Here is a 24,878-nt window from a genome sequence, read left to right on the forward strand (position 1 = left end):
GAGGTTTGCCTTTCCATGTTCCATTTTCTGAGAAGAGCTGCTCAGACCTGGGTTGCCAAGTTGCTCCTGCTCCTGCTCGTCGCCTCCTTCGGTATCTGGGGTGTGTCGCGTGAGCTTGTAAACGGCGGCAGCAGCACGACGGTCGTCACCGTCGGCAATCAGCACGTGGACGTCAACGAGTTCCGCCTCGCCTATCAGCGTCGGATTGCAGCTTTGAGCCAGCAGTTCGGCATGCGCCTGACGCCCGAACAGGCCCGCGCCTTCGGTGTCGAACAGCAGGTTCTCGCCCAGCTCGTGGCTGGTGCCTCGCTCGATCAGCTCGCCGATGATATGGGGCTCGGACTTTCCGAAGACCGCCTCGCACGGTTGATCGGTGACGATCCGGCCTTCAAGGCAATCAACGGCCAGTTCGACCGCCAGCTCTTCACTTCGCGCCTGCGCAATGCCGGCATCCGCGAAGACGATTATATCAAGGAACGCAGCAAGGAGGCCGTTCGCGGCCAGATCGTCGATGCCGTTGCCAATGGCTTCCAGGCTCCGGCAACGCTCATCGACGCACTCAAGCTCTACGGCAATGAAAGCCGCAGCGTCGATTACCTGCTGCTGACCAACGCCAATATCGAGCCGATCAAGGCGCCGGCCGACGACGTGCTCGCCAAGTGGTTTGAAGGTGTCAAACAGCGCTACCGCGCGCCGGAATACCGCAAGATCGCCTATCTCAAGCTTCAGCCGGACGACATTGCCGATCCCGCGACCGTTACCGACGAGCAGATCAAGGAAGCCTTCGACAAGGCCAAGGCGACCTACACGACGCCGGAAAGCCGCACGCTGGAACAGCTCACCTTCGCCAGCAAGGACCTAGCCAATGCGGCGGAGACTGCGCTGAAGAGCGGAACGAGCTTCGATCAGCTCGTCACCGATCAGGGCAAGACTGCAAGCGACGTGCTTCTCGGTGAATTCACCAAGGATAAAGTTCCGGATCAGGCCGTCGCCGATGCCGCTTTCGCAGTGAAGACGGATGGCGGCACGACCGGGGTCATCGACGGCACCTTCGGACCTGTCATCCTGCGCGTGACCAATATCAAGCCGGAAACCACCAAGAGCTTCGACGAGGTCAAGGAAGAACTGCGCAAGCAGCTTTCGGTTGCCAATGCCTCGCAGGAAGTCATCAACGTTCATGACCGCATCGAGGATATGCGCGCCGGCGGCACGTCTCTCGAAGAGATTGCCAATCAGCTCAAGCTGAAGGCCGTCGTCATCGACGCCATCGACATGGCGGGCGCGGACAAGGATGGCAATCCGGTCAAGGATATCCCAGCCCAGCAGCAGCTTCTGCCGGAAGCCTTCAAGACCGATGTCGGCGCCGATGCGGTCGCCATTTCCGTCGGCAATGACGGCTATGTCTGGTTTGATGTCCGCGATATCATGCCGGAGCGTGATCGCCCGCTCGCCGAAGTGCGTGACAAGGCCGTGCAGGACTGGACCGCCGAGCAGCAGAAGGCCGAACTTGCCAAGAAGGCAGACGAGCTGAAGGCCCAGGCGCAAAAGGGCACTTCGCTTGCCGATATCGCCACCCCGCTCGGCATCGCTGTCGAAAGCAAGAGCGGCATTACCCGCTCCACCGACGACCCTGTTCTCGGCCGCGCAGGCATCAATGCCGCCTTCTCCGGCCCTGTCGATACTGTTGCAACCGCCGTTGGCGCCGACCCGAGCACACAGATCCTGCTGAAGGTGACCGAGGTCAACGACCAGCCAACGACCGATGCCTTGAACAATCGTGACCAGCAGATCACTGCCATGGCAAATGCTGCCGGCGACGATATTCTGGATCAGATGGTCAACGTGCTGCAGGCCCAGTATGGCATGCAGGTCAACCAGAAACTCGCCGAGCAGGCGACCGTCCGCTAGGGGGAAGCGACGCCATGACCGATCTGAAGCCGCTTTTGGCCAAGGCAGCAAGCCGTGAGCCGCTGACCCGTGACGAGGCCCGTCAGGCCTTCGATATCCTGATGTCCGGCCAGGCAACGCCTTCTCAGATCGGCGGTTTCCTGATGGCGCTGCGCGTTCGTGGCGAGACGGTCGACGAGATTGTCGGCGCCGTCACGACGATGCGCTCCAAGATGCTGCGGGTGGAAGCGCCTGAAGACGCGATCGATATCGTCGGCACCGGCGGCGATGCCAGCGGCACTTACAATATTTCGACGCTGGCGGCGCTGATCGTCGCCGGTGCAGGTGTTCCTGTCGCCAAACACGGCAACCGCGCACTGAGTTCGAAATCGGGTGCGGCCGATAGCCTTGCCGCACTTGGCGTCAATCTCGAAGTCAGCCCGGAAATGATATCCCGCTGCATCGCCGAGGCCGGTGTCGGCTTCATGTTTGCGCAACAGCATCATTCGGCCATGCGCCACGTCGGCGCCTCGCGCGTCGAGCTCGGCACGCGCACGATCTTCAACCTGCTTGGCCCGCTCTCCAATCCGGCTGGCGTCAAGCGCCAGCTTCTCGGCGTCTTCGCGCCGCAATGGGTCGTGCCGCTAGCCGAAGTCATGCGTGATCTCGGCTCCGAAAGTGTCTGGGTCGTTCACGGCGACGGCCTCGATGAAATCACTACGACGGGCAAGACCAGCGTCGCAGCCCTCGAAAACGGCCAGATCCGCACCTTCGAACTGTCGCCCGCCGATTTCGGCGTGGCGCCCTGCGTGCTTGCCGACATCAAGGGTGGTGACGGCACTGCGAACGCCGCCGCACTTCGTGAGGTGCTTGCCGGCGCAAAGAACGCCTATCGCGATATTGCGCTCGCCAACGCCGCTGCTTCGCTCGTGATTGCCGGCAAGGCCGAAACGATCCGCGACGGTATGAAGCTCGCAGCCCAATCGCTCGATAGCGGCGCCACGGCATCTGCTCTCGACAAACTGATCGCCGTTTCCAACGATATCGACTAGGATCGCCTCATGACCGATATCCTGAAGAAGATCGAAACCTATAAGCGTAAGGAAATCGCCGCCGCCAAGGCGAAGACTTCGCTTGCGGATCTGAAGGCCATGCAGGCCGGTCAGTCTGCGCCGCGCGGCTTTCACAAGGCGCTCGTTGCCAAGCGCGATGCCGGAGAGATCGGCCTGATTGCCGAGATCAAAAAGGCAAGCCCATCCAAAGGCCTGATCCGTCCGGATTTTGATCCGCCTGCGCTCGCTAGGGCATACGAAGCCGGTGGCGCCGCCTGCCTTTCGGTGCTGACTGATGCACCGAGCTTCCAGGGCGCGCCGGAGTTCCTGACGGCAGCCCGCGCTGCTTGCGCCCTGCCCGCCCTGCGCAAGGATTTCATGTTCGAGACCTATCAGGTCCATGAGGCGCGCGCCTGGGGCGCCGACTGCATTTTGATCATCATGGCCTCGCTCAGTGATGACGATGCGGAACGCCTGCAGGACGAAGCTTTCTCGCTTGGCATGGACGTGCTGGTGGAGGTCCATGATGCGCCGGAAATGGAACGCGCGCTGAAGCTGTCGTCGCCGCTCGTCGGCATCAACAACCGCAATCTGCGTACCTTCGAGGTCAGCCTTACTGTGAGCGAGACGCTGGCATCAATGGTTCCGGCAGACCGGTTGCTGGTCGGCGAAAGTGGCATCTTCACCAACGAAGACTGCAAGCGTCTGCAGGCTGCCGACATCAACACCTTCCTCGTCGGCGAGAGCCTGATGCGCAAGGACGATGTGACGGCCGCCACCCGCGCGCTGCTCTTCGGCGAAGCCGCCATCGCGGCCGAATGATATGAGTGGCGATAAGCCAAGCCTCACTCATATCGGCGCCTCCGGAGAGGCGCATATGGTCGATGTCGCCGACAAAGCTGAGACCGTTCGCATCGCCACTGCCGAAGGTCACGTGAAAATGGCGGCGGAAACGCTTGATCTCATTCGGGAAGGCAATGCGAAGAAGGGCGATGTGATCGGCACGGCCCGCCTTGCTGGTATCATGGCCGCCAAACGCACCGCGGATCTCATCCCGCTCTGCCATCCGTTGATGCTGACGAAGATCACGGTCGAGATCGAGGAAGATGTCGCCCTGCCCGGCCTGCGTGTCACCGCGACCGTCAAGCTCACCGGAAAGACCGGTGTGGAGATGGAAGCGCTGACTGCCGTTTCCGTCGCATGCCTGACGATCTACGACATGGCCAAGGCAGTCGATAAGGCAATGGAGATCGGTGGCGTCAGACTGCTCGAAAAATCCGGCGGCAAATCCGGCGATTTCCGTCATCCGGAGGCGAAATGAATCTTCTTCTGGTTGCTGAGGCCCTGAGCCGATTGCTGTCTCGTGCAAAGCCCATCACGGCATCCGAAATGTTGCCGCTGGCCGAGGCCGAAGGTCGCGTGCTTGCTGGCGATCTGACGGCAGGCCTTACTCAGCCGCCCTTCAATTCCTCCGCCATGGACGGTTATGCGCTGCGCCGCCAAGACGCGCCGGAACCGGGTGCCGTGCTGAAAGTCATCGGCGCGTCTTCAGCTGGCCACGGCTTCGAAGGAACCGTCGGCCGCGGAGAGGCTGTGCGCATCTTCACTGGAGCGCCTGTTCCGTCAGGCGCCGATAGCGTGCTGCTGCAGGAGGACGCCGAAAAGATTGAGGGCGGCATCCGAACCAAATTCGCAGTCCGTCAGGGCCAGCATATACGTCCCCGCGGCCAGGATTTTGCCGAAGGCGAAGCCGTGCTGCCGGCCGGCACCGTACTCGATTTCTCGCGGTTGACGGTTGCTGCCGGCATGAACCGGCCTGATGTGAAGGTACTGCGCCGTCCGCTGATTGCAATCCTGGCAACCGGCGATGAATTATTGCCGCCGGGAAGCACGCCCGGTCCATCGCAGATCATTGCATCCAACACATTCGGTGTTGCCGCCCTTGCCCGCAAAGCTGGCGCCGATGTACTCGATCTCGGCATCGTGCCCGACGATAAGGCCAGGATCACCGCGGCGATCGATAAGGCGCGCAGCGCCAACGCCGATGTTATCGTCACGCTCGGCGGCGCTTCGGTCGGCGATCATGATCTGGTGCAGGCCACGTTGATTGAAGCGGGCATGGAGCTCGATTTCTGGCGCATCGCCATGCGTCCCGGCAAGCCGTTGATGGTCGGCAGCTTCGGCGAAATCCATGTGCTCGGCCTTCCTGGCAATCCGGTCTCGAGCCTCGTCTGTTCGCTTCTCTTCCTCGAGCCGTTGATCCGCAAACTCGCTTCCTTGCCGCCGGTCCAGCGCGAGGCGACGGTGGAAGCCGCCGTCACGCTGCGCGCCAATGACCAGCGTCAGGACTATGTCCGCGCCAAGCTTTCGAAATCCGCTGCTGGCAACTGGCTTGTCGAACCCTTCGATAAACAGGATTCATCGATGATGAAGATTTTCGCCCGTGCGGATTGCCTCATCATCCGCCCGCCGCATGCGCCCGAACTGCCGGCAGGGGCGACCTGCCCGGTCATGCTTCTGCGGCCAGACCTTCTCGCCTGACGTTTCCCGCGGCCACGGCGATCCAAAAGCAGATCTGTGCCAGCACGCTTGCGCCGAGAATGACGGTTGCTGCCGCAAGGCCCGGATCGCCGCCAATGCCTGACAGAGCGCTGCAGACGGCCCCGATAGCCATCTGCGTCGAGCCGTAGAGCCCGGACGCCGAACCGGTAACCTTCGGATTGACGCTGACGGCGAGCGTCAGTGCATTGGGCGAGGCCACGCCCGCACCGATCGTATAGATCATGATCGAGGCCATCATCGGCAGCAGCGTCAGATGATCGGTGGCGGCAAAACCGAAGAAGACGAGCGCGGCTGCGATGCTCACGAGGTTGGAAATCACCATCAGCCGTTTCATCGCAATCCGGCCGATCAGCCGGGTGGCGATCATGCTGCCGATCCAGTAGCCGAAGATAAGCAGGGCCAGACAGATACCGACTTCCGTCGCCGGCCGGCCCAGCTCGTTGATCACGATGAAGGGCGCAGACGCGGTGAAGGCGTACATCGACGTCGTCGCGCAACCGCCGCCGATCGAATAGCCAACAAAAGAGCGGGATGCGAGGAGGCCAAGATAGTCACGGCTCAGTGACTTCAGCGAAGTCTCTATGTTGCGTGTGCCGGTCTCCGGCACCTTGCGCCAAGTCAGCAGCAGGTTGGCGACACCGAGGGCGCACAGCGCCGCAAAGATCGAGCGCCAGCCGAGCGTGGAAGCAAGCGCCCCGCCGAGGATCGGTGCAAGTCCCGGCCCGACCGTCACCATCAGGTTCATGATGGCAAGCCGTTTGGCCGTTTCATCGGGACTGGAGGTGTCGCGCACGATGGCGCGGGCAATCACCAGGCCGGCGCAGCCGCCGAAGGCCTGGAAGAGCCGGGCCACGATAAGCGCATGTACACCGGGCGAGATTAGCGCTGCCACGCCGGCGATCGTATAGAGCACAAGGCCGCTCATCAGCACCGGCCGCCGTCCGTAACGGTCTGAAAGCGGTCCGTAGATCAGCTGGCCGACGGCGAGGCCGAAAATGTAGAGGCTGACGGTCAGCTGCATCTCGCCGATCGATGCGCCGAGATCGGTTGCCGCCGCCGGTAGTGCCGGCACGAAGATGTGCATGGCGAGCGTGCCGCTGAAAGTGATGAGCCCGAGCAGCCAGATCGGTATATGAAGCTTGGTACCGAACCGTCGGGCTTCGGTCATCGGGCCGGGATGCGGATTCACTGTTCAGGCTCCTCGAGCTGTCGGGCAAGAACGTCGCTGACGTGGTTGAGCACGCGCCATGTAGTTTCGATGTCCTCGCGCGGGATAAGAGCAAGCGCCTCCTCGCGGATACCCTGTGCCACGCGCTCGACCTCCTCCACGGTCTTCCTGCCCTCCTCCGTCAGCAGGATCTCCTTTGCGCGCCTATCCTCGCCCTCGCGCCGCTCGACCAGCCCTGCCTTCTCCAGATTGTCGATCAGGCGTACGACCGAGGAATTGTCGAGCGAGAGCGAGGCTGCCAACTCCTTCTGATGCATCGGTGTTGGCGAGCGGGCGATGCGCAGCAGCGGCAGCCATGCGGCTTCCGTCAGCCCGAAAGGCTGCAGGCGCAGATTGGCGACGCGGCGCCAGTAGCGCGCGGTCTGGGAGACAAGGCTCCCGAACGAGGTTGTGATCTTGTCGTCGGTCATGGGAACATCGATGGGATAACAATAAATGACATGTCATCTATTTCAGCGCAAGCCGAAAAGATAATCGGCAGATAGCCTGAGCAGAGGGATTTGCGTAGCTTATTTCAACCGGAAAACGGCACTGTTGGCGCTGCCGTTGCCTCCGCCGAAATCCGGCACCGGATAGTCCGCAACCTGCAGCAGGAAATCCGTCGGAAGAGGTGCCCTCCCCGGATCGCCGATAAGCACATCGAGGCCGGCGCTACGGCACCGTTGCAGGAAAGGCAAAATACGCTCCGCCAGCGTCTCGTCATAGAATACATCACCGGCCAGGATCATATCGGCGGCCGGTGGTGCGTCCTCGATGATGTCGCCGAGCCGCGTCTCGATCACCACATCATTGGCCGCAGCATTCAGCTGTGCCGCGGCGATCGCCTTCGCATCGATATCGACGGCCAGCACGTGGCGCGCACCGCATTTCATCGCCACGATGGCGACGAGACCGGAGCCGGTGCCGAGGTCGAGGACACGCTTGCCCGAGATCATTTCGGGATGGTCGAAAAGATAGCGCGCGAGCACCGCGCCGCCCGCCCAAGGGTAGGCCCAGTACGGCGGCACAAGATCGGAATCATCAGCCATTGCAAGGCGATAGAGGCCGCTTTGCGGTGTCGCCATATGCAGCCTTACGTTGGGGATGGAAGGCGCGCTGGCGAGCGGCAGGTTTGCCTCGATGAAGGCCTTCAGGTCGAGACGATCATCTGCGGAATCCGCACTCATCTGGTAACGATTGCCCTCGTTGCGACAGGCATCCGGCCTTTGGCACGGCATAATACCTCGCTGGACTTTTGTATAGTTATCGAGGCCCGGGTCTCGGCGTAACTTTTCCCTAGCGACCCCGGAGGGGTTCGCTCCAATTTCCTAGAAGCTGGAGGACTCCATGATGTAATCGATCACCAGACGTTCATTCTCGGCCGCGCTCGTTGCAGGGGCCACACTCAGCATATTTCCGGCCGCCGGCCGGGCCGCCGCCGTCGCCAAGGCAAATAATGTCGTTCTCGTCCATGGCGCCTATGCAGATGCATCCTGCTGGCTGGATGTCATCCCCCATCTCCAGTCCGCCGGCCTGAATGTCATGGCGGTCCAGAACCCCCTCACCTCCTTTGCCGACGATGTCGAAGCCACCAAGCGCGTTCTGGCACTGATGGACGGCCCGACTGTGCTTGCCGGCCATTCCTATTCCGGCATGCTCGTCACCGAAGCCGGCGTCGATCCGAAAGTAACGGCGTTGGTCTATATCGCCGCCCGCGCACCTGATGCCGGCGAGGATTATACAGCACTCGCCAAACAGTATCCGACGCCACCAGCCAGCGCCGGCCTCGTTCACAACGGCGGTTACGCTCAATTGAGTGAAGAAGCTTTCGTGAGAGATTTTGCCGGCGACCTGCCGGTGCCCCGTGCCAAGGCGCTCTATGCCGTCCAGGGGCGGATTTCCGATATGTTGTTTAATGCCAAGACGACGGTCGCTGCCTGGCGCTCCAAGCCGTCATGGTACGCGGTCTCAAAGAACGACCGCACCATCAATCCCGATCTTGAACGTTTCATGGCAAAACGCATGAACGCAACGACGGTGGAACTCGACGCCAGCCACGTTTCGCTGATCTCTCAGCCCCGCGCCGTTGCCAATCTCATCCTCGCAGCAGCCGGCCACAGCGATCGCAGCTGAGACCTTTGGTGTGCGCCGGCCGCATCGCCTTACCGGTGCGGCCGGCAGACCGTTTCAGCGGTCCTTCTTCTTGCCGAACTTGCCCTTGGGGCCATCAACTTTAGGGCCGTCGAACTTGTTGCCGCTTTCGAACCTGTTCTTGCCACCCTCGAACCTAGCGCCTTCAACTTTCGGCTTCGGACCTTTCTTCGTCCAGGGCCTGTCGTCTTGACGTTCGGCGCCGGCGGCCCTGTCCTTGCCGAACTTGCCCTTCGGCTTGTCACCGCGGAAACGATCATCACCGCGATCTTCGAACGACTTCTTCGCATACGGCTTGGCGGCCGGCTTGCTGAAATCGGGCGTGCCGTTCAGCCTGGCCACGCGGATACCGCGCTCCATCGTCTTGTTCGGACCGAGGGCACCGAGAAAACCGTCGGCGCTGTCGGCGGCGATTTCCACGAAAGTTTCGTCCGGCTGCATCTTGATCGCGCCGATTTCCCGCTTGGTCAGGTTGCCATTGCGGCAGAGCATCGGGATCAGCCAGCGCGGTTCGGCATTCTGCTTGCGACCGACGGAGACCGAGAACCAGACGCTGGGGCCGAAATCGTCGCGTGGTCCCTTCTGCGCCGGCGCAAATTCGCGCAACTCGCCGTCGCGGCGCTTGCGGGCGCGATCGTCCTGCACCGAAACCTCGATAAGGTCTTCCGGGGCCGACTGGTTGGCGCGGTAGAGACGAACGAAAGCGGCGGCGAGTGTCTCGGCGCCACGGCTTGCGATGAGCTTCTGCACCAGCCCCTGCTCTTCTTCCTGGGGCTTGTCCGCGAAGATCGGGTCGGCCAAAAGCCGCTCGTCATCACGCTCCGTTACTTCCTCGACCGAGGGCGGCCGCGCCCAGGTAGCGGCGATGCCGGCATTGTCGAGCAGGCGTTCGGCCTTGCGGCGAACGTTGAGCGGCACGATGAGGGCGCTAACCCCCTTGCGTCCGGCACGCCCGGTACGGCCGCTGCGGTGCAGCAGCGTTTCCGGATTGGTCGGCAGATCGGCATGCACGACGAGGTCGAGTCCCGGCAGGTCGATGCCGCGGGCAGCGACATCGGTTGCGATGCAGACGCGGGCGCGTCCGTCGCGCATCGCCTGCAGCGCGTGGCTGCGCTCGTTCTGGGTCAACTCGCCTGACAGTGCCACGACATTGAAATTGCGATTGTGGAACCGCGCCGTCAGGTGATTGACGGCTGCTCGCGTCGAACAGAAGACGATCGCGTTGCGCGCCTCGTAATAGCGCAGCACGTTGATGATCGCATTTTCGCGGTCGCTCGGTGAGACGACGAGTGCGCGATATTCAATGTCGATATGCTGCTTTTCTTCCGCCTGTGTGCTGATTCGCACGGCGTCGCGCTGATAGCTTTTCGCCAGCTTCGCAATTGCGGCGGGTACGGTTGCAGAAAACATCAGCGTCCGGCGATCGTCGGGCGCCGATTCGAGGATAAATTCCAGATCCTCTCGGAAACCGAGATCGAGCATCTCGTCCGCCTCATCCAGTACTGCTGCCTTGAGTTCGCTCATATCCAGTGCGTTGCGGCGGATGTGGTCGCAGAGACGTCCAGGTGTACCGACGACGATATGAGCGCCGCGCTCCAGCGCCCGGCGTTCGCTGCGGATATCCATGCCGCCGACACAGCTGACGATGGTTGCGCCTGCCATTTCATAGAGCCATTCCAGCTCGCGCTTGACCTGCAGCGCCAGTTCGCGCGTTGGCGCTATCACCAGAGCCAGGGGTGCGGCTGCCGGCGCAAAACGTTCGACGCCGTCAAGAAGCGTCGGCGCAAGCGCCAGACCGAAGGCGACGGTCTTGCCCGAGCCGGTCTGCGCGGAAACGAGAGCATCCGACGCTGCGAGCGCCGGATCGAGCATTGCTTTCTGGACGGGAGTGAGCTCGGTGTAGCCGCGCTTCTGCAACGCCTTAGCGATCGCCGGAACGACGCCGTTATATTCAGTCATTTTTGTTCGATCTTTCGGAGCGTTCAGGCGCGTCACGCGCCGGAGCCGGAATTTTCCGGCCGGAGAGTCGCGGAGTTCCTACTCGCTCTGGCTGCGAATGTCAAAGCCCCTCGCCGCGCCAGGCATAGATAGTGATGCCGTGGGAGCGTCCGCGCAGTTTCGTTTCGAAGGGACCGGTCAATTGGCCTGCCTGCGATGGTGCGGCATCTGCTCCGGCCTCTCGCAACAGATCGGCGCTGAGCGCCAGTTCAGCGCGGCGGCTTGCCGCCACCTCCATGAGCCGCTGGGCGACATTGACGGTATCGCCCGTCGCGGAGATCTGCTGGCGGTCGCCGCTGCCGAGACGGGAAGCGACGATCGGCCCGCAATGGGCACCGAGCTTGAATCCTATCTTCCTGCGGCGAAGCTCCGGATGGCCTGCAAGGAAGCTGCGGGTGCGGTCGGCAAGCCGCACGGCGCAGGCTGCCGCACGCGCGGCATCGTCGTCGGCCGGTTCAGGCAGCCCGAAGAGGATCATGGCGCCATCGCCCATGAAGCTGGTGATCGCTCCGCCATGCTGGCGCGTCTCGTCGTCGATCAGTTCGAAGAAGCCGCTGAGGATTTCCCTGACGGCCGCCGGTCCGACGGCTTCGCTGAGGCCGGTGAAACCCGAGAGGTCGATGAAGACGACGGATGCATTCTGCCGCACCGGCTCGGCCAGGAATGCCGGGTCGCGCGCCAGCCACTCCCCGAGGCCAGGCGCCTCGATGCGCTGCAGCCGGTCGGACTGATCGGCGAAATGCCGCGCACGGGTACGGTCCCGCCTGAGTTCTGCAGCACCGAAAATGAGCGCGGGCGGAAGGGCGGCCGCAATCGGCAATGCGGCACTCAGCCAGTAGCCGTTGGCGAAGGCGGCAAGGTTGAGCATCGCCCAGACGATGACCGTCAGACCGATGACGGCGAAACCGAGCGCACTGCGGCGCCATGCGATCAGTGCGACCAGGAGAATAGGCAAGGCTATCGCGATACCGGCATCCGCCTGTCGTGTCCTGGTGTCGCGCACCATGCCGTCGCCGGCGATCAGATGCGTGATTGCCGTAGACATCACTTCGACACCTGGCAGGATGGGATCAAACGGTGTGGGAAAGACATCGCCGCCGCCGGCCACGGTGGCGCCGATCACCACCACCTTTCCGGTGATGGCATCCGTCGGCAGTTTGCCATCAAGCGCATCGGTAGCGCTGAAGGTGCGAATACTGCCTGCAGGTCCGTAGAAGGTCAGCGGCAGGCGCTGGCCCGTATCAGTTGGGATGCGCCGGGTGCTGAGCCGGATGCCATCGTTTTCGATCAAGGGTTCGGCGTCGAGCGCAATCGAGGCGACCCGCAGTGGAAAGGCGGCATCCAGACGTTCGGCGGCGCGCGAAAACAGCGGAATGAAACGCGGCACACCGCTCTGGTCCGTCGCGACATTGACGATGCCGAGCGCTGCAGCCTCTGCGAAGCGCGGCTGTGGCAGAAGAAGCTGCTGCGCTTCGGGAATTCCGGCAAGCGGATCTTCTGCATTTTCTTTCACCACTTGGAGACTTTTCGGGAAGGTCGCTGCACCTGCGATGATGCTGGGCGTGGCCTTGAGGGCCGCTTCAAGGGCTGCATCGCCCTCTTCCGTGGCGGCGTCGACAAGCAGGATATCCAGCGCCAGTGCCCTCGGCCTCATAGCCCCGATGGACGTGACGAGTTGCGCAAGGATATCCCGCTTGAGCGGATAGCCATGCGCTGCGGCGGTACGGTCGTCGATCGCGATAATGGAAACGATGTCGGGCGGAGGCCGGACGCCGACGATCGTGCTGCGCAGATCGGCAAGCGTGGCCTCCATGCGCTCCAAGAGGTCCGAATTCGACTGCAGATGGAAATAGCCGAGTGCCGCGCCCCACAGACCGGCGAGCAGTAGCGCGATCACGGTCTGGAGGCGATGGTTCATGAGACGACTTATTGACCGAGACGTGAGAGAAGGGCCGCGACGCGGGGTGCCGGCCATGTGCGGACGATGAGTGCTGCGGTTCCGCTCGTGACATCCACGCCCTCGCCCGGTCCCAGCACGACGGCCGAGCCTGTTGGACGGCGCACCCCGACACGACCGCGGGTGACCAGCACGGAAGTCGTGTCGCCTTTGACATCGACGGCCCATTGCGTACCGCGGACAGCGGCGATCGCCTGCGGTGTCACCACCTGGAATCCGCCGCGATGCTGGTTACTGTCGACGTCAACGAGGGCAGCCTTTCTGCGCAGCGACAGCGAATCCGGACTGCCGTCGCGATTGCGGTCGGTGAGCGTGAAAGATGCGCCACGTTCGGCGGTGATGTTGACGCCGCCGGGGCAACGGAAAATCTGATTGCCGTCTGAGGCGCGCGAAATGGCGCAGCCGGCCGACTGGGCGTGGGCTGCGCCATCCGGCAGCATGCCGATGATCAGCACGGCGGAAAACAGGCTGCAGGAGATTGCTGACATGGCTTTCATGGTCCGCCCCTCGTGACTCGCCGGGCATCCTCGAATGCGTCGGCTAGCCCCATACTAGCTGAACTCGCCCGTTTCCTTATGCAAAAACGTGAGACTGTGCAAGCTGTTCGGCAAGACGCGCGACAGTCACAAATCGGCAGGCGAAGGTCCGACATAGCGGGCGCGCGGGCGGATCAGATGGCCGCTTTCGATCTGCTCCATGGCATGCGCCAGCCAGCCGGTCGTCCGTGCCAGCGCGAAGATGATGATTGGTGCCTCCTCAGGCAGACCGAAGGCGGCGGTCATGGCGGCAAGCGCGAAGTCGGCATTGACCTTCTCGCCTACCATCTCCTCGCCAACTTGCTGCACATCGAGAAAAACCGGCGGCACGTCGAAGGAGGACAGCAGCACGTGCGCCCGCACATCGCCATTAGGATAAAGCGGATGTCCGAAAGCCACTGGTTGGCCTCCCCGCAGCAGCAGGCGGCGGATCGCATGTTCCGCCCCGGCTTCGGAGGCGGCTTCGGCAAGGGCATCGACACTCCGCCACGCCGAACCATGCAGCGGGCCCGTCAGGGTTGCGAGGCCAGAGAGCACGGCGGCAGAAAGTGCCGCCCCCGTAGAAACCGTGACACGTACGGCGAAGGTGGAGGCATTGAGCTCATGATCGGCAAACATGACAAGCGCCCGCCGCAGGCAATCGGCAGCCTCCGGTCTGCCCCAGCATGCGGCGAGACGGTAATGCAGTGGATGGTTCGGAGGTCCCGGCGCCAGCGCATCGGCAACGGTGGAAAGCACGCTGCATGCCTCCATCTGCAAGGCGGGGCGCGCGCGTCCGAGAGATGGCAGATCAGTGCCCGCCCGTCCTGCCAGCGCCAGAAGCACCGCCTGAATGGAAGGTGATGCCGGCTCCGGAGCAGAGGCCTGTGCGCAGGCAAAATTCTCCGCATTCCACAGTAGCAGAGCAGTCTCCTCCAGCGTCGCATGAGTTGAAAGCTTCGCCGCATCCTGCCCCCGATAGAGCAAACGTCCGGCGGAGATGGTGGAGATGGACGATGTCAGCACCGGGTCGCCCCAACTGATCGCTTCGGCCGCGACTGTCTCGCTCTTGCGCCGACCCGCATGTCGTTCGGCAAGCCGTTTGACGTCACTTTCCTGATAGAGGCTGCGGCGCGGATCGGCTGGGTCCGCTTTGGCGCGGATCCGCCCGCGACTGACATTTGCATAAAGGGTCTGCGGCTTGGTACCGAGCTCTGCCAGTGCTTCCTCTGCCGTTAGCCAGGTCACATCAGCCTCACATTGATCGATTGCGTCAAGATTGACGTCAACTAAACTAGGTCCGATCTTTCGTCCGGTAAAGGAGAAAGACCCATGAAAAATGGTTTGGAAGATGTCATTGCCGCTGAAACACAGCTCTCGGATGTCGACGGCGAAGCCGGCCGGCTGATCATCCGCGGTGTGTCGCTGGATCATCTGGCAGGACGCAGCACCTACGAGGATGTTGCTGCCCTGCTGCTGGACGGCCTGATCGAGCCGCATCTCGACGCGCAGGAACTGCGCCGCCGGCTTGGCCGGGCGCGAAGGGAGGTCTTCGCGGAAATCGAAGCCGCTGATTCCCGCTTGCTGGCGCTGCCGCCGGTCGATGCCATGCGCGCTCTTGTCGCCCGACTGCCTGATGGAGAGGATATCGATACCGTGCTTCGCCTGCTTGCCGCACCTGCCGTCTTCCTGCCGGCGGTACTGCGCCTGCAGGGCGGCAAAAAGCCGGTGAAGCCTGATGCAGGCCTTTCGCAGTCAGCCGATATCCTACGGATGCTTTCACGTGTGCTGCCGAGCACGGAGCAGATCGGTGCACTCGACACCTATCTTGTAACGATCTCGGATCACGGCCTGAACGCTTCGACCTTCGCCTCGCGCGTCATCGCCTCGACGCGTGCCGGCCTCACCTCCTCGGTGCTGGCGGCAGTCAGTGCGCTCAAGGGGCCGCTGCACGGCGGTGCACCCGGGCCGGTGCTCGATATGCTCGATGGTATTGGCAGCGAAGACAATGCCGGCCTGTGGCTGCGTTCCGCGCTCGATCGCGGCGAACGGCTGATGGGCTTCGGCCACCGCGTCTACCGTGTCCGTGATCCGCGCGCTGATGCCTTGAAAAACGCTCTAAAGCCTCTCGTTGCCGCCGGCCAGATCGATGCCGCCAGAATCGCGCTTGCCGAAGCCGTGGAGCAGGCAGCACTTGCCATCCTCAGGGAACGCAAACCGGACCGACCGCTGGATGTGAATGTGGAATTCTGTACGGCGCTTCTCTTGGAAAGCCTCGGCTTCCCACGTGAGGCCTTCACCGGCGTCTTCGCGATCGGCCGCACCGTCGGCTGGATTGCGCACGCCCGCGAGCAGGCGCTGGAAGGCCGCCTCATCCGTCCGCGCTCGGTCTATGTCGGGCCGTTGCCCGAAGCAGCATGACGTAAAGAGAAAGGCCGCTTCCTCGTCCTGAAGAAGCGGCCCATATTTTAGACCAGTCGGCTCTGTTCCGTTGCCGCTTCGATGAAGCTCGCAAAGAGCGGATGCGGGTCGAGCGGACGGGACTTCAGTTCCGGATGGTATTGGACGCCGATGAACCACGGATGGTCGGGATATTCAATCGTCTCCGGCAGCACACCATCTGGCGACATGCCCGAGAAGACGAGGCCACAATCTTCCAGCCGGTCCTTGTAGTCGACATTGACTTCATAGCGGTGCCGGTGACGTTCGGAAATATCGGTCGAGCCGTAGATTTCTGAAATCTTCGTCCCCTTCTTGAGCGCTGCCTTATAGGCGCCAAGACGCATCGTGCCGCCGAGATCGCCCGATGCCGTGCGCTTCTGCAGCTCGTTGCCCTTCACCCATTCGGTCATCAGGCCGACGACCGGTTCCGGCGTCGGGCCGAATTCGGTCGAGGAAGCATTCGCAACATCGGCGAGGTTACGGGCAGCCTCGATGACCGCCATCTGCATGCCGAAACAGATGCCGAAATACGGCACCTTGCGCTCGCGGGCGAAGCGGGCCGCATGGATCTTGCCTTCCGAGCCGCGCTCGCCGAAACCGCCCGGTACCAAGATACCGTGAACCTTCTCGAGATACGGCGCCGGATCTTCCTTCTCGAAGATCTCGGACTCGATCCATTCGAGCTTGACCTTGACGCGGTTGGCGATGCCGCCATGATGCAGCGCTTCGATCAGCGACTTATAGGCATCCTTGAGGCCGGTATATTTGCCGACAATCGCGATCGTCACCTCGCCTTCCGGCGTGCGGATACGGTTGCAGACCTCTTCCCACTGGTCCAGGCGCGGCTTCGGCGCCGGCTCGATGCCGAAGGCGGCCAGCACTTCGTCGTCGAGGCCTTCCTTGTGATAGGCCATCGGCACGTCATAGATATTGGCAACGTCGAGTGCCTGGATGACAGCGGACGGACGCACGTTACAGAACAGCGAGAGCTTACGGCGTTCGGCTTCCGGGATTTCCCGGTCGGCACGTACCAGCAGGATGTCGGGATGAATGCCGAGCGCCTGCAGCTCCTTGACCGAATGCTGCGTCGGCTTAGTCTTCAATTCTCCGGCGGCCGGGATATAGGGCATCAGCGTCAGATGGACGTAGATGGCGGTGCCGCGCGGCAGGTCGTTGCCGAGCTGGCGGATCGCTTCCATGAAGGGCATCGCCTCGATGTCGCCGACCGTGCCGCCGATCTCGCAGATGACGAAATCATAGTCGTCATTGCCTTCGGTGACGAAATCCTTGATCTCGTTGGTCACATGCGGAATGACCTGAACGGTCGCGCCGAGATAGTCGCCGCGGCGTTCTTTGTCGATGATGTTCTTGTAGATGCGGCCGGTGGTGATGTTGTCGGTCTTGGTCGCCGAGCGTCCGGTGAAGCGCTCATAGTGTCCAAGATCGAGATCGGTTTCCGCGCCGTCGTCGGTGACGAAGACTTCGCCGTGCTGGGTCGGGCTCATAGTGCCCGGATCCACGTTCAGATAGGGGTCGAGTTTGCGAAGCCGCACCCGATAACCACGGGCCTGCAACAACGCTCCGAGAGCTGCGGCCGCAATTCCTTTTCCGAGGGAGGAAACCACGCCGCCAGTGATGAATACGTATCGCGCCATGGGAGTCACCGGATACCTTTTCAAAAACGATTCCACCAGCCCAAAAATTCTTTTCCGGAATTTTTGGCGCGTGGCGCAGGAATCTGAACAAAAGAAAACCGGCAGACCCGAGGGCCTGCCGGCGGTTGATCTTATGGCCCGGCTTATTGTCCCGTGGGGACGCCGGAAGGCTGGGCCGGCTGGGTTGTGGCCGGGGCCTCGGGCTGAGCCGGAGCAGTCGTCGACGGAGCTGCCGGCGCAGTCGCCGCAGGGGCGCTTGCAGCTGGAGCCGGTGTTGCGGGTGCCTGCGTTGCCGGTGCAGCAGGCGCAGGTGTTGCCGGAGCCTGAGCAGCCGGTGCCTGCGGAGCGGCCGGAGCCGGAGCAGCAGCGCCGCTATTCGGAATGCCGCTGTTGTCAGCAGGCTGAGCCGGGGCCTGCGTGCTACCGCCGCCCAGCGAATCGAGAATACCGTTGCCCTGGCCGCTCGTTGCCGGAATACGGTTGAGAATATCCGTCGGGCGGCTTTCGTAACGGGTCAGGATACCGAGGCCGAGCGAGGTGAGGAAAAACAACGTCGCGAGAATCGCGGTCGTGCGCGTCAGCGCATTGGCCGTGCCGCGGGCCGACATGAAGCCCGATCCGCCGCCGATGCCGAGGCCGCCGCCTTCGGAGCGCTGGATGAGCACGACGCCAACGAGCGCGAGCACGATCATGAGATGGATGACAATCAATACTGTCTGCATGGGTCCAGTCCTGCCCGTCGCAGGACGGACATAAAATAGAAATCTGGCGGCTCTTTACATGAGGTCATCTGCTATTCCAAGCCCTTCGGCCAGGAATATGCAATCGCCTCAGGCGAGCAGCGCTTCGTATGCGCCGTAGATGGCGAGGAAGTCGGTGGCTTTCAAGCTCGCCCCGCCGATCAGCGCGCCATCCACGTTGTCGACGGCGAGCAACTCGCTGGCATTGCCGGGCTTGACGGAACCGCCATAGAGGACGCGCATACCCTTGCCCTCGTCGCCGAAGCGCAAGATGAGTTCGTCGCGGATGAAGGCGTGGACGATTTCCACATCCTTTGCGGTCGGTGTGAGTCCGGTGCCAATCGCCCAAACGGGTTCGTAGGCAATGACCGTATTGCCAGCCGTTGCCTCTTCCGGCAACGAACCGAAAAGCTGGCGCTTGAGCACCTCGAGTGTCTGATAGCCGTCGCGCTCGTCACCGGTTTCACCGATGCAGACGATTGCAGTCAGATCCGCCTTGTAGGCGGCCTGCGCCTTGGCTCGGATCATATGGTCGGTCTCGGCATGGTCGATGCGCCGCTCCGAATGGCCGACGATCACGTAGGTGCCGAAGCAATCGGCAATCATCTCAGCTGAAATATCGCCGGTATGCGCGCCGCATTCTTTCTGGTGGCAATCCTGCGCGCCGATCGCGAGCGGGCTGTCGGTGGCGAGTGCGGTTGCCACATAAAGCAGCGTCGCCGGCGGGCAGATCAGAGCTTCGACTTTTTCCGACAAGGGGGAACTGACGCCTTGGGCAATCGCCTTGATCTGGTCCAATGAGGCGCGCGTGCCGTTCATCTTCCAGTTCCCCGCCACGAGCGGGCGTATGTCAGGTGTCATGCTGCTCCTCCAAATCCGCATATTCGGGCGGCCTTAGCAAAAGCCTGCAGCAAAGGAAAGCGCCCACGTAACGTCGGGGAAATATGATCGTTTGAAAGTTCCAGACAGCGTCGAATTTGCTCGTTCAGGACGCCAATATCCAGTTCAGCACCTTGCGCCAGTCGATCATGCGGATCGGCGTGCCGTGATTGCCGCTCTCAAAAAGCGTGAAATGCGTGGGGTATTTTGTCTTGTAGAGCTTGTCGAACAGCGACTGCTGATCGGTTGCAGCATAGACTGGATCGCGGCTGCCATGCGCAAACCAGAGCGGCAGCTTTGCTTTGTAGAAGGGGCTTTTCACGAAATCCGGGTCCGAGACACCGCTCATGACCAGCATGCCCTTCAGCCGCTTGACGCTTTCTGCATCGCGCGTGATGCCCCAGCAGATCTGGCTGCCCATCGAAGCACAGCTCAGAATGACGGGGCGGCCGGGAGACTGGACGCTCGCATAGCGGATCAATCCGGCAATCGCCGCGACGCCATTGGCGTCGAAGGTTTTGACGCTCGGCGAATAATAGACGCCGCCATTGCCGGCTGCGAGATTCTTCAGCCGGTTGAAATTGCCGCCGAACGTATAATCGTTGGCGCCGAGCCGCCGGTCGCCGTCGCGGCCGTGGATGAAGATGACCGTGAAGGCGGCATTCTGCGCCGGTCCCACCCTGGTGACATCGAGCCTGACGCCATCGAGGGAGAGTGTCTCATCCGCCTGCAGCTTCTTCACACCGAGAGTGACATATTTCTGCTGCACCCGCTTTTCAGGGATCTGGTCGCGCCCGTTGATGTCGCGCATCTCGTCGTAATCAACGACTTCGAAGGCACCGTCATCGCCCGTCTGCAACACCGTCTGCTTCGAAAACAGATCGTCCTTGTAGGGCGGAAGCGCATCGGCAGCGGCGACGGCCGCGGACAGGAAAAAGGCCGCAATTGCTGTGATTATGGTGCAATGACTTGTGGACATCGGCATCGAGATGGTTCCCAGAGAGCTGCCGCGACTTGCCATTCGTCGCCCGGCAACGCAAATCACATCTTGAAAAGCTCCGCAAATACGGGGCGCGTCGCGTATCGGGGCGCTTTCTGTCAGAATCCCCCTGATTCGCAAACGCGATGCCGAATGCTGATATTGTGGGCCAGCGGCCCTTCACGAGAATAAGATCTGAACGGTTCCATGGAAGATAGCAACGACCTCTTTTCCGGAATGCCCCTGACGCAGAAGCAGGAGGAGGCTGCGAAGCCTGCTGCGCCCGCGGCACCCGCCACCCCTCGCCCGGCGCCTGCGGCTTCGAACGGCGATGATTACGGCGCATCCTCGATCCGCGTGCTGGAAGGTCTGGAACCGGTGCGCATGCGCCCGGGCATGTATATTGGCGGCACCGACGAAAAGGCGCTGCACCACCTCTTTGCCGAAGTCATCGACAACTCGATGGACGAAGCAGTGGCCGGCCATGCCGATTTCATTGATGTCCATCTCGACATCCAGGGCTATCTCACGGTGACAGATAACGGCCGTGGCATTCCAGTCGAAAACCATCCGCAGGTTCCCGGCAAGTCGACACTCGAAGTCATCATGACCAAGCTGCATGCCGGCGGCAAATTCGACGGCAAGGCCTACGAGACCTCGGGCGGTCTGCACGGCGTCGGTGTCTCCGTCGTCAATGCGCTGTCGGATTATCTCGAAGTCGAGGTGGCGCGAAACCGCAAGCTCTATCGTCAGCGCTTCTCGCGCGGCCTGCCGCAGGGCGGGATCGAAGATCTGGGTGACGTGCATAACCGCCGCGGCACCAAGGTTCGCTTCCATCCCGACCCGCAGATCTTTGGCGAGCATGCGAAGTTCGATGCGGGCCGTGTGTTCCGCATGGCTCGCTCCAAGGCCTATCTCTTCGGCGGTGTCGAAATCCGCTGGAGCTGCGATCCAGGCGTGCTTCCGGAAGGATCTGACGTGCCCGACAAGGCCGTCTTCCACTTCCCGGGTGGCTTGAAGGATTATCTGCAGGCGACGATGGGCAAGGAGTTCACGGTCACCCGCGAAATCTTCGCCGGCAAGAGCGAGAAGGTCGCCGGCCACGGCGCGCTGGAATGGGCGATCACCTGGTATGGCGGCGATCCGCAGGTCCACTCCTATTGCAATACGATTCCGACGCCCGAAGGCGGCACGCATGAAGCGGGTCTGCGCGTCGCGCTCACCAAGGGCCTGAAGAGCTATGCAGAGCTGACGCAGAACAAGCGCGCCGCGCAGATCACCACCGATGACGTGATGATCTCCGCGGTCGGCATGCTTTCGGTCTTCATCCGCGAGCCGGAATTCGTTGGCCAGACTAAGGATCGCCTTGCGACCGTCGAAGCTCAGCGCCTCGTCGAAAACGCGCTGCGCGACCCCTTCGACCATTATCTCGCCGACAATCCGGCCGAAGCCGAAAAACTTCTCGACTGGGTGATCGAGCGCGCCGAAGAGCGCCTGCGTCGCCGCAAGGAAAAGGAAGTCAACCGCAAGACTGCGGTTCGCAAGCTGCGCCTGCCCGGCAAGCTTGCAGACTGCTCGCAGAACACCGCCGAAGGCGCCGAGCTCTTCCTGGTCGAGGGTGACTCGGCAGGTGGCTCCGCCAAACAGGCGCGAAACCGCGCCAACCAGGCGATCCTGCCGCTGCGCGGCAAGATCCTCAACGTTGCCAGCGCTGGCCGCGAAAAGCTGTCGGCCAACCAACAGATATCAGATCTCATCCAGGCGCTCGGCTGCGGCACGCGCTCGAAATACCGGGAAGAGGACCTGCGCTACGAACGCATCATCGTCATGACCGATGCCGACGTGGACGGTGCGCACATCGCCTCGCTGCTCATCACCTTCTTCTATCAGGAAATGCCGGAGCTGGTGCGCGGCGGCCACCTCTTCCTCGCCGTGCCGCCCCTCTACAAGATCACGCAGGGCGCAAAGTCCGCCTATGCCCGCGACGACGATCACCGCGCCGAGCTCATGGAGACGGAATTCAAGGGCAAGGGCAAGATCGAGATTAGTCGCTTCAAAGGTCTCGGCGAAATGCTGCCTGCCCAGCTCAAGGAAACCACCATGGATCCGGCCAAGCGCACGCTGCTGCGGGTACTAATTGACGAGGTGGATTTCGAGGGCACGCGCAATGCCGTCGACGACCTCATGGGAACCAAGGCCGAAGCCCGTTTCCGCTTCATCCAGGAACGTGCGGCTTTCGCGGAAGATTTGGATATTTAAGCCACAGCGAATTCATCGAACTGACGAAGAACCGTTACAAGTCCGTCAAATTACCGGCGCAATAGAACGGCCGGCGCTTGAGGCCTCTCCCGAGGGTTTCGTAGGCGCCGGCCGTTTTGTTTCAACCCTTTGCCGGATATTTGCCATGACCAAGCGTTTTCTTGCGACTGTCGCACTTGTTCTCCTGTCCAGCACCGCCTCCGTCTATGCCACCGATCTTGGTGCGACAGTCGAGACCGCCTGCCCCTTCGGTGATTGCGCAGCGGCTATTTCGCTGTCCTATCTTGGTGAATTCGTCATCCCGACCGGCCAGATGGAAAATGGTGTCGAATTCGGCGGCATTTCCGGCCTCGATTTCGATGCTGCCACCGGCCACTATATCGCCATCAGCGATGACCGCTCCGAAAAGGCCCCCGCCCGCTTCTACGATCTCGATATCGATGTCAGCGCCGCCGGCTTGAAAGGCGTCACCATCGTCAAGCACACCATCTTCCAGGACAAGAACGGCCAGCCCTTCGCCATCCGCACCGTCGATCCGGAATCCATCCGCCTCGGCAAGGACGGCATCTATTGGGGCAGCGAAGGCGACGGCAAGGCGTTGATCGCCCCCTTCGTCCGGGTCACCTCGCCGGACGGCGCCTTCGTGCGCGAGTTCAAGCTGCCTGACGGACTTGCACCGACCGCCGACAGGTCGACCGGCATCCGCGACAACCTCGCTTTCGAGGATCTCGCCGTGTCTCCGTCCGGTGACGTTTTCGTGGGCGTCGAAGCAGCCCTCTATCAGGATGGCCCGAACCCGAACCTGACCACCGGTAGCCTGTCGCGCATTATTCGCTATGACGGCGCAACCGGCGAACCGAAGGCACAATATGTCTACACGGTGTCGCCGATCCCGCAGGCTGCCAGCAAACCCGACGGCGGCAACGACAACGGCATCTCGGAAATGATCGCTCTTGACGATCACCGCCTGCTCGCCGTCGAACGCAGCTATGCGCAGGGCTTCGGCAACAACGTCAAACTGTTCATGATGGACCTTGACGGTGCAACCGATGTTTCCGGCATCACATCGCTTGTCAAGACCGACCAGCGCGTTGTCCCAGTACGCAAGAGCCAAGTGCTGGATCTCCGCGCCATCGGCCTGACGCCCGATAACATCGAGGCCATGGCGATTGGCAAGGCGAAGGACGGCACCGGCGTCCTGGTCCTTGGCTCGGACAATAACTTTTCGACTGGCCAGAAGACGCAGTTCTATGCCTTCAAGATCAACCGTCGGCCCTAATAATAACGAGGCGATCAGAGGCTGAGACAACCACGCTCTGTATACGCTTTATCCGGGCGGACCTTGAATCCGCCCGGTTCATAGCCCATAAAACAGGACAACAATAAAAAGAGGCGCGCGTGGGTGTGTTTGATCGTCAGAAAACCAATATCGAGCCGCGATGGCTGGGGCCGTCGGCGACGATACGTACGCCGCTGATCCCCTCGATTTCGGCTGCCCGCTGGCTGCTCGTACTCGTCGCTGCCGCCGGCGTCTATTTCTTCTACGGCTTTGTCGTGCCGATACTGGCAGCCCTCGTCATCGGTTTTGCGAGCTGGCCGCTTTACCGCAAGCTCCTTGCCCGCGTCGGCGGCAATACGACGGTCGCCGCCACGATCGCGATCATCCTCATCATCACCTTTCTCGTCATTCCTATCAGCCTTGCGGTCGCCTATACGACCGGCGAAGTACGCACCTGGGTCGCATGGGCGATCCATGCCAATCGCTTCGGCGCTGAAACGCCGCAATGGATTATCGCGCTGCCGCTCGCTGGTCCCTATCTCGACGAGCTCTGGACGAAATATATCGGCAGCCCCGGTACGATGGGAGAGCTCATCCAGGCCGTCAGCGGCGCCAATATCGGCGGTATCTACCGCGCGGTCCTGGCTGCCGGCGGCGGCGCCTTCCACCTGTTTCTGACGCTGCTCTTCATGCTGATCGCGCTGTTTTTCGTCTATCGCGACGGCTTCTCCTTCTCCAAGCAGATCGACATGCTCGGCGAGCGTATCCTGCCGAACCGCTGGGAGCGGATTTCCCGTGTCGTGCCTGCCACAATCAGCTCGACGGTCATGGGCATGACATTGATTGCCATCGGCGAAGGCATCGTGCTCGGCCTCGCCTACTGGATTGCCGGTGTTCCCTCGCCGGTCACCCTTGGCGTGCTGACCGGCGTCATGGCGCTGATCCCCGGCGGAGCACCGCTCTGCTTCACGCTCGTCTCTGTTTATCTACTCGCGAGCGGCGCGCATGTCGCCGGCATCGGCCTGTTCGTCTGGGGCACCGTCGAACTCTTCGTCGTCGATAAGACACTGCGTCCGAAGCTCGTCGGCGGACCGATCAAACTGCCTTTCCTGCCAACCTTTTTCGGCCTCGTTGGCGGTGTGAAGACGATGGGCTTTCTCGGCCTGTTCATCGGCCCGGTGCTGATGGCCCTGCTGGTCGCGATCTGGCGCGAATGGATACATGAAGTCCGTACCGCCGATGCAGGCCCGCAAATCGTCCTCGACGAACAGGCGCCGCCGGTGCATCGCGCTGCCGAATGATCTCCCGCCAGTCGA

General features: G+C 62.0%; 21 protein-coding genes. 10 read left to right on the plus strand and 11 right to left on the minus strand.

Annotated features, from left to right (window positions below):
• The first annotated feature begins 15 nt into the window (after positions 1-15).
• The 5 genes from EV281_RS03420 to glp are packed head-to-tail and all read left to right on the plus strand — an operon-like array spanning position 16 to position 5,480.
• Entirely contained in the window at positions 16-1,908 is a 1,893-nt protein-coding gene (locus EV281_RS03420) for a SurA N-terminal domain-containing protein (protein WP_132651515.1), read from the plus strand.
• 14 nt (positions 1,909-1,922) lie between these two features.
• The gene (gene trpD / locus EV281_RS03425; protein ID WP_132651516.1) at positions 1,923-2,939 is read left to right on the plus strand and encodes an anthranilate phosphoribosyltransferase; all 1,017 of its coding nucleotides are present in this window, start codon (positions 1,923-1,925) and stop codon (positions 2,937-2,939) included.
• Positions 2,940-2,948: 9 nt separating this feature from the next.
• Positions 2,949-3,761, plus strand: a complete 813-nt coding sequence (trpC, locus tag EV281_RS03430; protein ID WP_132651517.1) for an indole-3-glycerol phosphate synthase TrpC — start codon at positions 2,949-2,951, stop codon at positions 3,759-3,761.
• A gap of 1 nt (position 3,762) precedes the next feature.
• Complete coding sequence (gene moaC, locus EV281_RS03435; RefSeq protein WP_132651518.1) at positions 3,763-4,260, plus strand: cyclic pyranopterin monophosphate synthase MoaC; 498 nt, start codon at positions 3,763-3,765, stop codon at positions 4,258-4,260.
• Positions 4,257-5,480: a gephyrin-like molybdotransferase Glp gene (gene glp, locus EV281_RS03440; protein ID WP_132651519.1), complete on the plus strand. Its 1,224-nt coding sequence runs from the start codon at positions 4,257-4,259 to the stop codon at positions 5,478-5,480. The genes moaC and glp overlap by 4 nt, the downstream gene beginning before the upstream one ends.
• Here the strand turns inward: glp and EV281_RS03445 are convergent.
• The 3 genes from EV281_RS03445 to EV281_RS03455 all read right to left on the minus strand — a co-directional run bounded on the left by EV281_RS03445 (position 5,449) and on the right by EV281_RS03455 (position 7,895).
• Positions 5,449-6,690 carry a multidrug effflux MFS transporter gene (locus EV281_RS03445; protein WP_207896865.1) on the minus strand — a complete coding sequence of 414 codons (1,242 nt, stop codon included), beginning with the start codon at positions 6,688-6,690 and terminating at the stop codon, positions 5,449-5,451. The genes glp and EV281_RS03445 overlap by 32 nt on opposite strands.
• A complete protein-coding gene (locus EV281_RS03450) occupies positions 6,687-7,139 on the minus strand; it encodes a MarR family transcriptional regulator (RefSeq protein WP_132651520.1) in 453 nt (150 codons plus the stop codon). The genes EV281_RS03445 and EV281_RS03450 overlap by 4 nt, the downstream gene beginning before the upstream one ends.
• Positions 7,140-7,238: 99 nt before the next feature.
• Entirely contained in the window at positions 7,239-7,895 is a 657-nt protein-coding gene (locus EV281_RS03455) for a 50S ribosomal protein L11 methyltransferase (protein WP_132651521.1), read from the minus strand.
• A gap of 172 nt (positions 7,896-8,067) precedes the next feature.
• Between EV281_RS03455 and EV281_RS03460 the strand changes: the two genes are divergently transcribed.
• The gene (locus EV281_RS03460) at positions 8,068-8,841 is read left to right on the plus strand and encodes an alpha/beta hydrolase (protein ID WP_132651522.1); all 774 of its coding nucleotides are present in this window, start codon (positions 8,068-8,070) and stop codon (positions 8,839-8,841) included.
• 54 nt (positions 8,842-8,895) lie between these two features.
• On the opposite strand, the gene EV281_RS03465 is transcribed toward EV281_RS03460, so the two are convergent.
• From EV281_RS03465 to EV281_RS03480, 4 genes are all read right to left on the minus strand, one after another.
• Entirely contained in the window at positions 8,896-10,818 is a 1,923-nt protein-coding gene (locus EV281_RS03465; protein WP_132651523.1) for a DEAD/DEAH box helicase, read from the minus strand.
• A gap of 100 nt (positions 10,819-10,918) precedes the next feature.
• Positions 10,919-12,775 carry an adenylate/guanylate cyclase domain-containing protein gene (locus tag EV281_RS03470; RefSeq protein ID WP_132651524.1) on the minus strand — a complete coding sequence of 619 codons (1,857 nt, stop codon included), beginning with the start codon at positions 12,773-12,775 and terminating at the stop codon, positions 10,919-10,921.
• Positions 12,776-12,783: 8 nt separating this feature from the next.
• Positions 12,784-13,302 (minus strand): FecR domain-containing protein, encoded by a 519-nt coding sequence (locus EV281_RS03475; protein WP_132651994.1) that lies wholly within the window; start codon positions 13,300-13,302, stop codon positions 12,784-12,786.
• Positions 13,303-13,437: 135 nt separating this feature from the next.
• The gene (locus EV281_RS03480; RefSeq protein WP_132651525.1) at positions 13,438-14,577 is read right to left on the minus strand and encodes a citrate/2-methylcitrate synthase; all 1,140 of its coding nucleotides are present in this window, start codon (positions 14,575-14,577) and stop codon (positions 13,438-13,440) included.
• 84 nt (positions 14,578-14,661) lie between these two features.
• Here EV281_RS03480 and EV281_RS03485 point away from each other — a divergent pair, with 84 nt between their 5' ends.
• Positions 14,662-15,750 carry a citrate synthase/methylcitrate synthase gene (locus tag EV281_RS03485; protein WP_132651526.1) on the plus strand — a complete coding sequence of 363 codons (1,089 nt, stop codon included), beginning with the start codon at positions 14,662-14,664 and terminating at the stop codon, positions 15,748-15,750.
• A gap of 47 nt (positions 15,751-15,797) precedes the next feature.
• Here EV281_RS03485 and EV281_RS03490 read toward each other — a convergent pair whose 3' ends face one another.
• From EV281_RS03490 to EV281_RS03505, 4 genes are all read right to left on the minus strand, one after another.
• Positions 15,798-17,426, minus strand: coding sequence for a CTP synthase (locus tag EV281_RS03490; RefSeq protein ID WP_132651527.1), 1,629 nt, complete (start codon positions 17,424-17,426; stop codon positions 15,798-15,800).
• 143 nt (positions 17,427-17,569) lie between these two features.
• A complete protein-coding gene (gene secG, locus EV281_RS03495; protein ID WP_132651528.1) occupies positions 17,570-18,148 on the minus strand; it encodes a preprotein translocase subunit SecG in 579 nt (192 codons plus the stop codon).
• Between the two features lie 108 nt (positions 18,149-18,256).
• Entirely contained in the window at positions 18,257-19,027 is a 771-nt protein-coding gene (gene tpiA, locus EV281_RS03500; RefSeq protein ID WP_132651529.1) for a triose-phosphate isomerase, read from the minus strand.
• A gap of 124 nt (positions 19,028-19,151) precedes the next feature.
• On the minus strand, positions 19,152-20,030 hold the full coding sequence (locus EV281_RS03505) for an alpha/beta hydrolase (RefSeq protein ID WP_132651530.1): 879 nt from the start codon (positions 20,028-20,030) through the stop codon (positions 19,152-19,154).
• Positions 20,031-20,231: 201 nt separating this feature from the next.
• Between EV281_RS03505 and parE the strand changes: the two genes are divergently transcribed.
• From parE to EV281_RS03520, 3 genes are all read left to right on the plus strand, one after another.
• Positions 20,232-22,283 carry a DNA topoisomerase IV subunit B gene (parE, locus tag EV281_RS03510; protein WP_132651531.1) on the plus strand — a complete coding sequence of 684 codons (2,052 nt, stop codon included), beginning with the start codon at positions 20,232-20,234 and terminating at the stop codon, positions 22,281-22,283.
• A gap of 145 nt (positions 22,284-22,428) precedes the next feature.
• Positions 22,429-23,562 (plus strand): esterase-like activity of phytase family protein, encoded by a 1,134-nt coding sequence (locus EV281_RS03515; protein WP_132651532.1) that lies wholly within the window; start codon positions 22,429-22,431, stop codon positions 23,560-23,562.
• 119 nt (positions 23,563-23,681) lie between these two features.
• Entirely contained in the window at positions 23,682-24,863 is a 1,182-nt protein-coding gene (locus EV281_RS03520) for an AI-2E family transporter (RefSeq protein WP_132651533.1), read from the plus strand.
• The last annotated feature ends 15 nt before the right edge of the window (positions 24,864-24,878 follow it).

The organism is Rhizobium sp. BK418 (assembly GCF_004341105.1).
In the GTDB taxonomy this organism is placed as follows: domain Bacteria; phylum Pseudomonadota; class Alphaproteobacteria; order Rhizobiales; family Rhizobiaceae; genus Rhizobium.